Source organism: Adlercreutzia sp. CNCM I-6207 (genome assembly GCF_977072305.1).
The window spans coordinates 34,029-49,516 of record NZ_CDRVLZ010000008.1 but is presented as its reverse complement, the minus strand read 5'-3'; the positions used below and the strand labels follow the sequence as shown (position 1 = coordinate 49,516).

The window sequence follows — 15,488 nt, the reverse complement described above, 5'->3', positions numbered from 1 at the left end:
AATTCGAAAGCGCCCCGCCCCGCCGCGGGGCGCTTTGCATATCGCGCGAGAATCGAGCCTCCATGGAACACATCGAAACCGCCACGCCTCTTGCCTTCACCGAGCCTACCGCCATTGAGGTGCGCGGGGCGCGGGTGCACAACTTGAAGAACCTCTCGCTGGACGTGCCGCTGCGGCAGCTCGTGGGCATTGCGGGCGTCTCCGGCTCGGGCAAAAGCTCGCTTGCGCTGGGCGTTCTATACGCCGAGGGCAGCCGCCGCTACCTGGAGGCGCTTTCCACCTACACGCGCCGGCGCATTTCCCAGGCCGGACGCGCTACCGTGGACGAGGTGCTGCACGTGCCTGCCGCCCTCGCCCTGCGCCAGCGGCCCGGCATTCCCGGCGTCCATTCCACCTTCGGCACCTCCACGGAGCTTTTGAACTACCTGCGTCTCATGTTCTCGCGCCTCGGCTGCCACGTGTGTCCCAACGGGCATGTGAACGCGCCGACCCTGAACGTGGCGGCCGATCTGCCCATCACCTGCTCCACCTGCGGCGTGGAATTCTACGGCCCCTCCGCCGAGGATCTCGCCTTCAACAGCGGCGGCGCCTGCCCCACCTGCGGCGGCACCGGCGTTGTGCGCGACATCGACGAGTCCACGCTCATCGCCGATCCCAACCTTACCCTGGAAGAGGGCGCCGTGGCCCCCTGGCGCAACCTCATGTGGTCGCTCATGCCCCAGGTGGCCCGCGAGATGGGCGTGCGCACCGACGTGCCCTACAAGGATCTGACCGATGCCGAGAAGGACATCGTACTGCACGGCCCCATGGAAAAGCGCCACATTCTGTATGTTCCCAAGAACAAAGACCATGCCACCGAGCTGGACTTCACCTACTACAGCGCCGTGAATACCGTGAGAAACGCGCTGGCAAAGGCGAAGGACGAGAAGGGCATGGCGCGCGTGGCGAAGTTCCTGTGCGAGTCGGTGTGCCCCGACTGCCACGGCACGCGGCTGTCCGAGAAGGCGCGCACGTCCACCATCGACGGGCGCAACCTCGCCCAGGTGACGGCCTTGTCGCTGGACGAGCTGCGCGACTGGATTCCCACCGTGGCCCCGTGGCTGCCGGCGGAAATGCGCCCGATGTGCGACTCCATCACGAGCGAGACGACCGAGCCCATACAAAGGCTGGAGCAGCTGGGGCTGGGATACCTCACCCTCGATCGCGCCAGCGAGACGCTTTCGAACGGCGAACGCCAGCGCGTGGCTCTCACGCGCGCCGTGCGCAGCCGCACCACCGGCGTCCTTTACGTGCTGGACGAGCCCTCTATCGGGCTGCACCCGGCGAACATCGAGGGGCTGCTCGGGGTCATGGACGACCTTCTGGCCGACGGCAACTCCGTGGTGATGGTGGATCACGACGTGGCCGTGTTGCGCCACGCGAATCACCTCATCGAGATCGGCCCCGGTTCGGGCGCCGACGGCGGCCGCGTCATCGCCCAGGGGTCGGTGGCCAACGTGGAAGCGAGCCCAGTCAGTCGCATCGGGCCGTTTTTGGCGGGAACGGCGAAGGTGCGGGTGCGCACGCCCGTCGCGCCCGAGCATCTTTTCGACGAAGGGGCCATCGCATTGGAGACCGACGCCATCCACACCGTGCATCCGTTGGAAGCGCGCATTCCGAAAGGGCGTCTGACCTGCGTGACCGGCGTATCCGGCTCGGGCAAGACGACACTCGTGCTGGAAAGCCTCGTCGCCGGGCTGAAGGCGTCACTGGCCGGCACGACACTGCCAGGGCATGTGCTGTCCGTGGACGCGCCGGGCATCGCGCGGGTCGACCTGGTGGATGCCACGCCCATCGGCGTGAACGTGCGCTCCACCGTGGGCACCTACTCCGGCGTGCTGGACGATTTGCGCCGCGCCTTCGCCGCCCTGCCGAACGCCAAGGAGCAGGGGCTGAAAGCCGGGGCGTTCTCCTACAACACCGGATCTTTGCGCTGCCCCACCTGCGACGGCACGGGACAGATCTCCCTGGACGTGCAGTTCCTCCCCGACGTGGACATCCCCTGCCCCGACTGCCGCGGCAGCCGCTACGGGCGGGAGGCCTACGCCATCCAAATGGCCATCGAAGGCGACGTCGAACTGTCCACCGACGCCGAAATGGAGCGCAACGCGGCCCATGAGTCCGCCTCCCATGAGAGCCCGGCAACGGCCTACAGCCACGCCGGCGATTTCGAAAGCGTGCACACTTTATCGCTTCCCGAGGTGCTCACTCTCACCGTTGACCAGGCGCTTTCCGCGCTCGCCCACCTGAAGAAGGTGTGGGACAAGTTGCAGATCCTGCACGATTTGGGCTTGGGCTACCTCACTTTGGGCGAGGCCACGCCAGCGCTTTCCGGCGGCGAAGCCCAACGCCTGAAGCTCGCCAGCGAGATGCGCCGCAGCCAGGACGACACCCTCTTCATCTTCGACGAGCCCACCATCGGGCTGCATCCGCTGGACGTGGAAACGCTCATCGGCGTGCTGCAGAAGCTCATCGAGCACGGCGCCACCGTCGTGGTCATCGAGCACGACCTGGACATGATCGCCAACGCCGACTACGTCATCGACATGGGGCCCGGCGGCGGCGAGACCGGCGGCCGCATCGTCGCCGAGGGCACTCCGGCCCAAGTGGCTGCCAACTCCGACAGTCTCACCGGCCGCTACCTGGCAAGGGAGTTGGAATAATAGAATGCCGGCTAAACACCACTGGCACCTTCCAAACTATCGCACAAGGACATTCGGCGCACGGCCTTCATAGGCTTTTGTGCAGGATTTTGCGATTGGCAGCATCCCATGGCTCTAATTTGTGCAGGATTTTGCGATTGGAAGACTCATTCGAGTCCGATTTGGCTTCAGGAGGTCTACCAATCGCAAAATTCTGCACACAAACTCAAGCTCCGCGCACATTCAACCACTAACCCTTTTTTCCACCTGCGCTTCCCGATGACGAAACACCGCCAGAGCCCCTGGTGCGCGCAGAACAACATGCACGAGCAGGGCGGCCAACAGCACCTTGGCGGATAGGGCATGCAATGGGCCCCAGAAATAGTAGCCCGTCGCATAGAAGCCCAAAGAAGGCAGCAGCGTCCCCGACACCATAGCTCCCGATACGACGCAGAACGCGAGCGCGACCAGCAACGCCCCGTTGAGCACGCGCTGCGCCCAACGACCGCGGCCGCCCAGGCCTTCACCGCTCGCCACAACATGGGCAACCATGAGCACGAAGATGCCCGCCCCAAGATATTCGTGAAAGGGCACTCCCGTCAACGCCGGGTTCGCCGCCACCAAATAGAGAGCCAGCAACACAATATCGAAAATGACCTTAGGCGCCCGCATGCCGCTCCCCTTTCGACAAACGACGCGATACCACCCAAAGGCCCAGCACCAGCACTATGGGCATGAGTATCCACAGATTCAAAGACATGTCGGAGGCCTGGTGGTAGCGCCTCGCGAGCGTCTCCCACCCATGACACTCGACCGATGTGCAGCCAGCCTCGGGGCAGCGCATCTCGCTGTGCCCGTCGGGCTCGGGAACGGCGTCGTATCCGTGGCACGCACCGTTCGTGCAACCCGCTACCGGACAAGCAACGTCAGCCGTCAGGGGATGCAGCCCCGAATCCGGCGCAACCGCAAACCCCACCCCCACCGCACCGACCACGACGGCACCTACGACCGCAGCGGCCAGCAGCCTCTTTCTCGCCGACCTTTGCCCCCGCGACCGCTTAGCTTCTTTCGAACTCAAATTCACCGCGTACCCTTTCCTCTTCCTTTCCTTCCCAATCATGAACCACCCCTCAAAGGGGTGGTTTGCTCTGGGCCTATAAGGCCGAGGGGGGCCGGCAGCGTCTAAAGGCGCTGCCTCTCACTTCGTTCAAGCCGTACCGCCCTTGTCTCTCGCGGGCCGCACAAAGCGGCCCTCGTACTACCGGGCAGCCCCTAAAGGGGCTCCCCTACTTCCTCTTGAACGGGTCCTCGTACTCCTTGACGCTCAACTTGTCCAGCGCGATGTCGTGGGCCTCCTGCTCCCTGATGTACTTCGCTATCGTCGCCTCGTTCAGGCCGACGGTCGACACGTAGTAGCCCTCGGACCAGAAGTGCCTGTTGCCGAACTTGTACTTGAGGTTGGCGTGCTTGTCGAACATCATGAGCGCGCTCTTGCCCTTGAGGTAGCCCATGAAGCTGGACACGCTGATCTTGGGAGGTATGCTGACCAGCATGTGGACGTGGTCGGGCATCAGGTGCCCCTCGATTATCTCCACCCCCTTGTACCTGCACAGGTTGCGGAATATCTCGCCCAGCGAATCCCTGTATTGGCTGTATATCAGTTTGCGCCTATACTTCGGTGTGAGCACGATGTGGTACTTGCACATCCACTTCGTGTGCGACAGGCTGTGTGCCTTGTTTGCCAAAACGGCCGCCTTTCCGGGCTGATACGACTTGAACACCCGTATCGTATCCCGACTGGCGGCGTTTTGACGCAAGGGCGGAGCCTTCGACGCGCACCCGCATAGCGGGTGGTTTTTTGCCCGCCGCGCTTCGCGCGCCGTGCAGGCTCACGAGCCTGAACAACAAAAGAGCCGCAAGCTGCGGGGCCTGCGGCTCTTCGAAGAGAGAGCTATCTTGTACCGGAGCAGCCGATTAGGCGGTCTTCTCCTTAAGGTGCAGGGGGAGGTACTTCAGACCCAGTAGCAGCAGGAAGCCACCGAGAGCCACCACGCCCAGGGCTACGCCGAACTCCAAGGGGGTCGGCCAGTACACGAGGCCCTGATAGCCGAACAGCGACATGCCGGACTCCCAGTTCGTGATGGTCATATGGTTGGCCACGTCGGCGAACTCGATGTTGGGAATCTGGAAACCGCCCACCAAGATCTCGCAGCGCTTGCAGAACACACCGGCGATCACGAGCGCCGAGGCGAGAACCACGCCGCCCTTGGTGCGCAGGCGCGGCACGAACAGGATGACGCAGGCCAGCACCATGCAGGCGATCTGCGTCCAGAAGAACGGCGCCAAGGGGCCGGTGACCAGCATCGCCACCACATTGGCGCCCTCGCCGCCGGGGAAACCGCTCGTCAGCAGATCGCAGGCGAAGAAGTACAGATCGACGCAGGTGAACACCGCGAGCATCTTCGCCAGGTTCACCATGGAGGAGCGTTCGATGGTAAGACGCCCGGCCTTCTGCAGGGCGATGACCACGATGAGCACGAGCGCCGTGCCGCAATCCAGCGCTGAGGCCACGAACCACGGGCCCATCAGGGCGGTGTGCCAGAACTCGTGGGCCGCCGACAGCGAGAAGATCCAAGCCGTCACCGTGTGCACACCCACCGCCACCACCAGAGCAATGATGGAGATGACGCGGATGGCGGTGTGCGACATCTTCCCCGCATCCTCGCGCCGGTAGGCCCACAGATACACGATGGAGAGAATGAGATAGGTGGAAAGCACGATGATGTCCCACATGAGCGGCGATGAGAGGTTGGAATAGACGAACAGCTCCCACAGGCGCAAGGGACCGCCCAAGTCAACCACCACAAAGCCGATGGCCACGCAGGTACAGCAGATGCTCGTCCAAATGGCCACCCGCGAGATGTCCCCGAAGCCCTTCATACCGAAGGCGTTGGGGATGGAGCTGATGATGAGGCCGCCGGCGGACAGGCCCACGAAGAACATGAACAGGGTGATGTAGAAGCCCCAGGAATCGAGGTTGCGCATGCCGGTCTGAATCATGCCACCGGACAGCTGCACCATCCACAGGGCAACGCCGATGACAGCCACCACCGCGCAAGCGATGATCCCCACGGTCAGTCCGCGATGAGACGCGGCGCTTCCTTTCGCATCGTTCATAGCGTATCTCCCTTCCTAGACGAGATAATAGACAGAGGGCTTGGTGCCGAATTCGGCGTGCAGCTGCGTGTACTCACGACTGGCCAAAAGCTTGGACACTTCGGAGTTCGGGTCGTCCAGGTCGCCGAAGTGGCGGGCGCGGCCGATGCAGTCGGCCACGCAGGCCGGCTGCTCGCCGCGGGCCACGCGCTGGGTGCAGAAGATACACTTCTCCACCGTGTGCTTCTCGTGCTTGGCAGCATCGGCGTCGCCCAGGGCGAAGTCGGCGTAGTAGGCCGGCTCCTCCCAGTTGAACGAGCGGACACCCGTGTAGGGGCAGGCGGCCAGGCACATGCGGCAGCCGATGCACTTGTCGTAGTCCTGGCGCACAATGCCCGTCTGCTCGTCCTTCCACGTGGCGCCCACCGGGCACACCTTGGTACAGGCAGGGTTCTCGCAGTGCTGGCAGGCCACGGGCCAGTGCTGCATCTCGGGATTGTCCCAGGTGCCACCAGCCGTGTCAGGCGCGTTGCCGCCCTCGGTGAGCACGCGGTTCCAGATAATGTCGTTGGGGATGTTGTTGGCCACTTTGCACACGACCGAGCAGGTCTTGCAGCCAGAGCAGCGCTTAAGATCGATGACCATTCCGTATCTCATGGGTTCCTCCTCCTCTTATTCCTGAGACTCCGCCACCACGCCGTCCCACGGCTCAATTTCCACGAGGCAATCGTGGTAGGCGTAGGTGGGGCAGGTCCAGTCCACAATCTGCTTGCTCGTCAGGTCGTTATTGCAGCCGCTTAGGTACTGGGAGCGCTGCCAGCCGCGGTCGATATCCAGACAGCCCGGGCGAATACCGGCGCTGAAGGTGGCCTTGGCCACCGCATGGCCGCGGTCGTTGAACAGGCGCACGTAGCTGCCGTCCTCGATGCCGCGGGCCTCGGCATCCACGGGATTGATGCGCACACAGGGCTCGTTGATCTCCATCTCGCGCAGCAGCGGGTTCTGGCCGTAGTAGGAGTGCACGCGGAAGCGACGGGTGCCGGCGGTCACGATGAGCGGGTACTTCTCGGCCAGGGGGTTGGCATCGAAGCCACCGGCTGTGACGGGCCACGCCTCCATGGGCGGCTCCCAATGGGGCAGCGCGATGCTCGCGGGATCCATGGGCTGGCCGTAGTTCTCGATGGGGCCAGGGTTCTCCTGATAGAACTGCAGCTTGCCCGTCATGGTCATGTAGGCCGGCATGGGAACGGCGCCCACGTACATCACGCCGGCTTCCTTCAGCTTGTCGGCATCGATGCCCATGGCGGCGCTCATGGCCGTGTTCACCACGTGCTTCATGCCCTCGTCGAACTCCTCTTGGAACCACTCGTCCAAGCCGAGCCCACGGCCGATGAGGTTCGCCATGTCGTAGTCGGACTTGGCCTCGAACTTCGGCTCGACGGCCTTATCGGCCCAAACCAGACAGCCGTTCATGCCAATGGGGCCGCCCACTTCCTGAATGGTGGCCGCCGGCAGCACGATATCGGAAATGTCGGCCGTATCGCACCACTCGATGTTGGCAGTCACAAGGAAATCGAACTTCTTGTACGCCTCGATGGTCTTGTTACGGTCGGGAGCTGAGTTCACGATGTTCGCACCGAAAGAGATGAGCATCTTGAGCGGTTGCTCTACCGTGACATCGGGAAGCTCCATCACCTGCTCGCCCATGTGCGCGGTCACGCCCGGGAATGTGTATTTTCCCGTGTCGAGCAGGTCGTTGAACATAAAGGTACCCAGCGACTGGACGATAGCGGGATGCTCGGTTTCCGTCTCATCGAAGCCGCTGGAATTAAGCGGGTAACTCATACGGGGCTCAGGCACCATACCGCGCATAATACGCAAAACACTCACTGCCGCAATGGTATTGAAACCGTGCCCGTAATGGTCGATGCCATAGCCTTGGAAGATGTCGGCCATGCCAGGACGGCAAAGTAGGTCGGCGAAGGTGCGAATGGTTTCCTCGGGAACGGTGGTCGCCTCGGACACCATCTCGATGGGATACTCGCTGATGCGGTCGATGAGCAGACTGTAGGCCGTATTGCAGCGCTGGCCGGCGACCTCGATGCCCTTCTTGCGCAGCACGGGGTTCTGCGCCGTGGAGGCGTAGCCCATGGCATTCGTGGCCTCGTCCCACACGGCAAAGTCGTCGGCATCGGCCGCCACGCCCTCTTCCAAGTCGCTCTTGCGCAGGAAGCGGCCGTCGGACTCCTTCACGAGGAACGGGGCGCAGGACTTCTGCTGCATGAAGGCATCATCCGTCTTGCCCTCTTCCTCGATGATCTTCGCCAAACCGAGAGCGAGCGCGGCATCGGTGCCGGGCTGCAGCGACACGAACAAGTCGGCCTTCTGTCCGATGGTGTTCTTGTTGGGGTCGACGACGATGAGCTTGCAATCGTTATTCTCAATCGCGTCGGCGATGTAGTGCCAGGCGTTAGGCCAGGACACGATGGGGTTATGGCCCCACACGACAAAGGTGCTCATTTGGGAGACGAGATCCATGTCGACGCCGCCCTGATAGTAGAAGCCGCCCGCCGTGTACATGGTACCCTGCGTGAGCGCGAAGTCGGTGGTGCGGTTCTGGTGCGAGAACTGGGCCACGTTCTCCAAACGGTTGAGATTGTACATGTTGCGAGGCTCGGTAGTGCCGTAGGTGAAGGAGCACACGCTGCCCGAGCCAAATTCTGCCTGGTACTCCTTGATCTTCGTACAGATGGTGTCGATGGCCTCGTCCCAGCTGATGCGCTCCCACTGACCGGCGCCACGCTCGGTGCCCTCGGCGCGCTTCATGGGGTACTGGATGCGCTTCTCCTGCACGATGAGCGTGGGGATGGAGGCGCCGCGGGCGCACATGCGCTTCTGGTCGATGGGCGCGCCCTCGATCTCCTTGGCGCGCGTGAGCACCACGTTGCCGTCGCGCACCACGGCCTCCAGCGGACAACCCATGCAGGCGTTGCAGTAGGTCGTGCAGATCTTCTCGTCGCTTTGGGCCGAAGCCGTCTTGGGCGTAAGGGCCGCGAACCCCGCAGCCGAAACGCCGCCCGCAACGAGCGCGGCCGCGGCCGTGGTCTTGAGGAACCCTCTTCGCGTTAGAGCTCCCGTCGTGTTCTGAACAGACTCCAAGATGTCCCCTTTCCTCGTCTCGTGTACCCGTCGCGTTATTGACGGGCATCTTCTGGCCTCATTCTGAAATCGCGCGAGGCTTGAGGGGAGAATCTTTAAGTTGTTCGCCGGGAGCTTTTGGTTTACGAAGGAGCTCGCTTAGATATGGAGACGAACCGCCGTCAGTCCTTCCAGAGGACGAAATCTTCTTTGCCGCTGAAAAACCGCAGCAAATAGGGATCGCCAAGCCCCTTCTTCGCAATGGTGCAGTAGAACCATTTCATGGGAGACTCTTCAAGGGGAATGCACACCACGTCTGGTGCAACGCGGGGAAACCTCAGATCGCGGTAGGCATAGGTGAGCGTCACCCCGGTTTGCACCATTTCGAGCCGATTGTGCAAACCCGAACGCGTGCACACAATGTTAAGCTTGACACCGCGCTCTTCGGTCGCCTCCACCAGGCGATCGTGCACATCGAATCCAGCTCCTTGAGAGGTGAAGGGACGTCCTTCCAAATCCTCGAGGCGTATGAAGCTTTTCTCAGCAAGGGGATCATCAGTACGGACGGCGATGTGGATGCGTCCCCCAATGGCCGTGTCGTAATCAAAGAGGGACTCGTTCACCACGGTGGCGATAAGACTCGCATAATCAAGATCGCCCTCAAGGATTTGTTGGCGCAGCTCCACGCAGTTTGCTTCGGTGAAGCGCATTCCCTTAGTCACGAGCTCGCTTGTCGAGGAAAAGTCGATGACCTGTCTCATCTCGCCCGAGGTCATAACGTCGCTTGCCTCCACCGATTGCCCAAAACGCACGATCCCTTGGCTCTTTAGCTTGCCGAGGTTCAACTCGGCCTCCATTTGCGCGAACGCACTCAACACCGGACGCGAGGCGCTGAACAGCAGATCGGCCGCCGACGTGGGGAAGAGCACGTTACCCCGGTTCTCGAACAGCGGCTCCCCCATCTCCTGTGCCAACCGCGCCACCGACTTGCGCAATGCCTGCCGCGAAATGAACAGCGAGTCGGCCGCCTGCGTGAAACTGCGCATCTCATAAACCCGAGAAAAGTACTTGATCTGCTGAATGTCCACAGCCCCTCCTCGCGTCGTGACACCTCGAGCGCTCATTCAGAAACGAGTGGCTTTTAGCCACCAGCCAATACGATGGAAGGCCCGCACAAGGACGGACCTTCCATTGATGCCGGCTCGTTAAAGCTTAACATCCCAGACCATATGAGTGTTAAAACTATTTAAGCACCGTAAGCAAACGCTTCGTAGGACGGATCCTTTTTGTACTCATCTCCGCGATAGGAATTCTCCGCGTTCACGCCCGCCTTGGCTTCAATGGTCTCGTTATAGGGGATATCGTAGGACACCGTACGCTTAACGATGACCCACTTCCCATCGCGCCTCTCCCAAAGATCGTTGTAACGTACTCGTTGGTGAGCCAAGACATCACCAGGATTTGGGTTTGCGTCTTTTACGGCAGTTGCCTGTGCTTTGCCATCGGGCGAAAAAATTTGATTGATGTGCCCATAGGTGCTGGAACCAGCCGTCCCATTGTCGACGTTCACATCGATTCGCATGGCAGAGTACATGTGATGAGTCCACTTGCAACCGTTAAGATGATCGCCCAAGCAGCTATCGATGAACTGACGACCCGTCATGTTGGGGAAAATATCATAGTAATACGAACCGTAGTCAAGCAAGCTGTCTTCAGCGAAGACGCTGTAACCCAGCTCGTAGTCGATGCGATCGACAGCTTGAATATAGTTGAAAAGCTGAGCTCGAATTTCTTCGATGGACGCCAAGCGGTCAATCTCCTTTGCCAATGCCTTCAAATCCACGTCACCGGTAGACGGAAGATCATTGTTCGTGGCACAGCCCGTCATTCCAGTCAATGCTGCTGCTCCTGCGGCAACTGCAGCCCCTGCCAAGAAATTGCGACGATCCATTTTGTTAACCCCTTTCGTAGTTATTTGCTGGAACCTTTGTCCCAAGCTTCCCATGCTCCTGCTCCCTAAAAACTCTTGTTCGAACTTGGTCAATTCGTACTATCGATATGATGGGGCTAGCGAATGCCATCTCCAGCCCCATTCGCATTGCGCCGCGCCACCAAGCGGGAGGGGGAACTTGGTGGGCGGCATCGAAGTAGTTATGCAAGCGGTTCCAGCGTGACTACGTGCTGGCCGGCGATGCGACCGGAGGTGTAGGTCCAGCCGAGCGCCTGGCCGCAGCCGGCGTTCACCTTGCCCTTGAAGCCACCGACCATGTTGCCCACCGCGTACAAGCGCGGGATAACCTCGCCGAACACGTTGAGCACCTGGGTGTTAGTGTTCACGTCAACACCGCCAGCTGTATCGGGCGAAACGGCGATGACGCGACCTGCGAAGAAAGGCGGCTGCATCAGGGGCATTGCGCCCTGGCGACCCAAGGCATCGGCACCGGCGGCCGCACCTTCATTGAAGTCGTCGATAGTCTTCTTAAGCGTGTCCGCATCCAAATCAAGAGCCGCCGCTAACTCTTCCACAGTGTCGGCCTTGACGATATAGCCGCCGGAAAGCTCTTCCTCGAATCCATCGCTGCAGTACATGACAGGGCCGCCGAAATCAGCCGTCGCGTCCGCGAGACCCTGATCCCAGATGTTCCACACATAACCGTTCGGCTGCTTCCAAACATCGCCCACCACGTTCTCGGTGGGACGACCGCTCTCCAGAACGTGGCGCTGGCCGTCAGTAGAAACAAATATACCCGGCATGGAAATGTAGCCTGCGGAATTATCCTCAACCTTGCGCTCCAGACCAGGGGCCACATTGTAGGCGCACCAAGGATTCACCAGCTTGGCACCGAGCGCGCAGGCCATCATAATGCCGTCGCCCTGCTGCCACGGCGAGCCATAGGAGCCCATGACGGGGCGGTCGTTAAACATGCCCGGCATGGCCGGCGACATGAAGCTACGCACCATGTCGGCGTTGCGGGAGAAACCGCCCGTGTTCAGGATGACGCCCAGACGCGCCTTGATGCGCTGCTCCTTGCCGCCATCTGCGACGATAACGCCCTCCACCTCGCCGTCAGCGTTGGTCAGCAAACGCGTGACCTGGGTATCGAACATGAATTCCGCACCCTGCTCCTCGGCCTTCTTGCGCAGCGGCTCGGTGAAGCCGGCGCCGATGCCGTCGGCGTTCTGATGCATACGCGCCACAGCCGGCGTCACGTCAGTGTAGTAGTCGACCATGGTTCCCTGGGTCGACAGGCGATCGGTGGAAAGGGCCGCACCCTGCTCGGCCAACCAGTCGATAGTCTCGCCGGATTTCTCGGCATACAGGCGGCGCAGCTCGGGGTTCTCGAAGCCCTCGGCCACGGCCGTCAGATACTTGTCGAACTCCTCGACCGAATCATCGATGCCGGCCTCTTTCTGCAGCTTCGTGCAAGCACCCTGAATCATACCGGCGCACAGGGCTGAATTGGACATGGTGGCGCTGCTCATCACTTCGCACACGACAACTTCCTTGCCCGCCGCAGAGGCCTCAACGGCCGCAGCCAGGCCACCGCCGCCGGCGCCGGCGATCACAACGTCCACTTCTTTGTCCCACGCCGAATCGCTCGTGGAGCTCAGTTCCTGAGAAGCGGACGTTTGGGGCGCGCAGCCAACCATGCCGGCAAAAGCGGCGGCACCACCCATGAGGGCCGCGCCCTTCAGAAAGCTACGGCGATTGAGACCTTCGTTCAAATTCATGTTTCCCCTTTCCTTACATTAGTCGCCCTTCGGCACGACCCCATAGTGCGCTGGCGCCAGGCCGATAGCTAAATGCAAATGCGCGATTCTCTATCACGTTTCATGATGGCTGTTCGTGAAATCCGATATCGTCGTCTCGGACGTCGTGCTCCTGCTTTGCGCAACATGCGATAATGCAAAAAGCAAGGGAGGAGGTCCGCTATGAGAACCGAGTACTTGCGAGAGTTCGTCGTCTTCTCTCGCCACTTAAGCTTCACCGAAGCCGCCAAAGAGTTGTTCATCGCCCAATCAACGCTAAGCACCCATATTGCTGCGCTCGAAAGCGACGTGGGCTTTTCGCTCATCGATCGGAAAGCGGGCAACCGACTCACCGACAAAGGGGCCGTTTTCCTCGACGGCGCCCGAACGCTGCTGGACGGACTCGACGAGGCGCTGGCACGGTGCCGAGAGATGGGCGATCCCGACGCCACTCTTCGCATCGCTGTTCAATATCCAACGCCCTCGTTCGCAGCCAAGCTCAAAGAGCGCCTATCCGTGCCCTTTGCTTTCGTCGAGCACGATTACCGGGATCCCATCTTCCAGCCCATCGTCAATGGCACGGCCGACATCGTGCTCGATTACGACTACACGCCTTTCGCCTCGCTCGTAAAGGAAGCGAGCGCCCTCGACCTGGTAACGAGAACATGCTTGGCCTTCCGCATGAGTATCAGCATGATGGCGTCGAACCCTTTGGCAAGCAGGCCCGCTCTTTCGCGCAACGACCTTAGTGGCGCGTCCATCATCATCAACGATGCCCACAATTACGACCGCATCCGCTATCTTTACGAGCGCATGCTGGGTGACAATCTGGATCTGCACTTCAGCCTGCAGCCTATCAACGGCATGAGCGGTCTGGCCTTCGCCACCTACGGCGATGGGCTGCATATTTGCGGGCTGTCCGAAAACCGCCACTGGTTCGCCGACCGCGCCGACGTGGTGCTCTTCGAAGAGCTCGACGGAAAGCCCTTCGGCATGCCCACCTCTCTCACGTATTCAGCTGACGCCAGCGATTGGGTTCGTGAAGGTGCAGCCATCGTTCTCGAGTGCATGGAGGCTTGCAGAAAGGAAAACGGACTTGCGAGCTAAGCGCTAACTGAATGCGCTAGACATAAAACTGATAAGTTACTCAGGCAGGTGGCGCGTAACTCTTTTGAAAATGTCGCAATAAACTCCCAGTTTCTTACGACATTTCGGATTATAGGAGGAAGACTGGCGCCTTTTATCACGACATCGAAACGCCCCGCGCCCTGCGACGATAGGCACAAATTGCCTGTTTTCGTTGCAATCACTTGAAACGAAAATTGTTTTCGTTGCATAATGTCTGCAACGATGCGACGAAAAGGCGGACACTATGCGCGAAACAACCACTCTCGAGTTTAAGCAGCAGCTGTCGAAAAGCTACCTGAAGACCGTCAGCGCCTATGCCAACTACGGCACGGGGAAGATCATTTTCGGCATCGCAGACGACGGCACGCCCGTCGGATTGACCGATCCGCAAGACACCTGCCTTCGCGTCGAACATGCGATTAACGACTCGATCGATCCAGTGCCTCGTTTCGAGCTGTCCATCGAAGAGGACACAAGAACAGTCACACTAACGGTGCATGAAGGCCCCGACAAACCCTATCTTTTCTCTGGACGCGCCTATCGTAGAGCCGACACCTCAACCGTCGAAGTGAGCCGCCTTGAGTACGGCAGGCTCGTCTTGACGGGTGAGCATGTCAGCTTCGACGCCCTCGTCGCAAAAGAGCAGGACCTCGCATTTGGCCATCTCGAGAAGGAGCTCGCCTCCAAACTGGGGCTCAAACCCCTCGATCAAAATTCCCTTATTTCGCTTGAGCTTATGACACCTTCCGGCGAATACTGCAACGCGGCCGCCCTTCTCGCCGATAGCAATCATTTCCCTGGCATTGATATTGCGCGCTTCGGCGAGAGCATCAACATCATCAACGCCCGGCACACGTTCGAGCACATGTCGGTTCTTGAGCAGATGCAACGCACGCTAGAAGTGTTCGACACCTACTACGCCTACGAAGAAATCGTCGGATTCGAGCGCATAGCGAAGACGCTCGTACCGCGGGAGGCTTTTCGGGAGGCTATCGCCAATGCGCTTGTCCACCGTTGCTGGGACGTTCGCGCCAACATAAAAGTGGGCATGTTTGCCGATCGCATTGAAATAACCTCGCCAGGAGGACTGCCTGCCGGAATCACAGAGGAGCTCTACCTCGCAGGAGGCCCTTCAGTGGCTCGCAACCCAATCCTTGCGAACGTTTTCTTTCGACTGGGACATATAGAACGGTTCGGTACGGGCATCCCGCGCATCCTGGACGAATACGCCCATGAAACAGTATCGCCCTCTTTCGCTCTGCGCGATAGCTCGATTACGGTGATGCTTCCCGTGACAGTGCTTGAGAACGTAACACTCGACGAGGAAGCCATACTTGCCGTGCTCGCCAAGGGCTCTGCTCTCACACGATCCCAGATAAGCGAAAAGACGCAGCTATCGAAAAGCAAGGCTATCAGAACTCTGAATGCATTGGTTGAGAAAGGACTCGTAACTAAGGTCGGCGAAGGCCGCTCCGTCCGCTACGAGAGAAACTAGCGGGAGAAAGCCCTTCGATATTTCTCTGTAACACCAAACCGCATCCTCCTCGCAACGAGCAGCTCAACGGTCACAATCCCATTGCAGCCGTCTCGCACGCCGATGGCATAATCGTGGGGCGCGGCCGTGGCGGCCGCGTT

Annotated in this window: 12 protein-coding genes; 3 read left to right on the top strand and 9 right to left on the bottom strand. The window is 60.4% G+C overall.

Annotation, left to right across the window (positions count from 1 at the left end):
* Positions 1 to 62 precede the first annotated feature (62 nt).
* A complete protein-coding gene (locus tag ACW4QM_RS05650; RefSeq protein WP_455798258.1) occupies positions 63 to 2,702 on the top strand; it encodes an excinuclease ABC subunit UvrA in 2,640 nt (879 codons plus the stop codon).
* 222 nt (positions 2,703 to 2,924) lie between these two features.
* Here the strand turns inward: ACW4QM_RS05650 and ACW4QM_RS05645 are convergent, their stop codons facing one another.
* From ACW4QM_RS05645 to ACW4QM_RS05605, 9 genes are all read right to left on the bottom strand, one after another.
* Positions 2,925 to 3,353, bottom strand: coding sequence for a DUF4405 domain-containing protein (locus tag ACW4QM_RS05645; RefSeq protein ID WP_279056242.1), 429 nt, complete (start codon positions 3,351 to 3,353; stop codon positions 2,925 to 2,927).
* Complete coding sequence (locus tag ACW4QM_RS05640; RefSeq protein WP_157012474.1) at positions 3,340 to 3,675, bottom strand: hypothetical protein; 336 nt, start codon at positions 3,673 to 3,675, stop codon at positions 3,340 to 3,342. Before ACW4QM_RS05640 ends, ACW4QM_RS05645 begins: the two co-directional genes overlap by 14 nt.
* Before the next feature lie 292 nt (positions 3,676 to 3,967).
* A complete protein-coding gene (gene tnpA / locus ACW4QM_RS05635; RefSeq protein ID WP_455798257.1) occupies positions 3,968 to 4,426 on the bottom strand; it encodes an IS200/IS605 family transposase in 459 nt (152 codons plus the stop codon).
* A gap of 229 nt (positions 4,427 to 4,655) precedes the next feature.
* Positions 4,656 to 5,858, bottom strand: a complete 1,203-nt coding sequence (gene nrfD / locus ACW4QM_RS05630) for an NrfD/PsrC family molybdoenzyme membrane anchor subunit (protein WP_157012473.1) — start codon at positions 5,856 to 5,858, stop codon at positions 4,656 to 4,658.
* Positions 5,859 to 5,873: 15 nt separating this feature from the next.
* Entirely contained in the window at positions 5,874 to 6,494 is a 621-nt protein-coding gene (locus tag ACW4QM_RS05625) for a 4Fe-4S dicluster domain-containing protein (RefSeq protein WP_114548557.1), read from the bottom strand.
* Between the two features lie 15 nt (positions 6,495 to 6,509).
* Positions 6,510 to 8,996, bottom strand: coding sequence for a molybdopterin-containing oxidoreductase family protein (locus ACW4QM_RS05620; protein ID WP_173114755.1), 2,487 nt, complete (start codon positions 8,994 to 8,996; stop codon positions 6,510 to 6,512).
* 161 nt (positions 8,997 to 9,157) lie between these two features.
* Positions 9,158 to 10,063 carry a LysR family transcriptional regulator gene (locus ACW4QM_RS05615; RefSeq protein WP_173114758.1) on the bottom strand — a complete coding sequence of 302 codons (906 nt, stop codon included), beginning with the start codon at positions 10,061 to 10,063 and terminating at the stop codon, positions 9,158 to 9,160.
* Between the two features lie 158 nt (positions 10,064 to 10,221).
* Positions 10,222 to 10,926, bottom strand: coding sequence for a nuclear transport factor 2 family protein (locus tag ACW4QM_RS05610; protein WP_173115421.1), 705 nt, complete (start codon positions 10,924 to 10,926; stop codon positions 10,222 to 10,224).
* Between the two features lie 200 nt (positions 10,927 to 11,126).
* Positions 11,127 to 12,707 (bottom strand): FAD-dependent oxidoreductase, encoded by a 1,581-nt coding sequence (locus ACW4QM_RS05605; RefSeq protein ID WP_114548553.1) that lies wholly within the window; start codon positions 12,705 to 12,707, stop codon positions 11,127 to 11,129.
* Between the two features lie 201 nt (positions 12,708 to 12,908).
* Here ACW4QM_RS05605 and ACW4QM_RS05600 point away from each other — a divergent pair, with 201 nt between their 5' ends.
* The gene (locus tag ACW4QM_RS05600; RefSeq protein ID WP_173114761.1) at positions 12,909 to 13,832 is read left to right on the top strand and encodes a LysR family transcriptional regulator; all 924 of its coding nucleotides are present in this window, start codon (positions 12,909 to 12,911) and stop codon (positions 13,830 to 13,832) included.
* Between the two features lie 265 nt (positions 13,833 to 14,097).
* Entirely contained in the window at positions 14,098 to 15,348 is a 1,251-nt protein-coding gene (locus tag ACW4QM_RS05595; protein ID WP_157012467.1) for an ATP-binding protein, read from the top strand.
* Positions 15,349 to 15,488 lie beyond the last annotated feature (140 nt).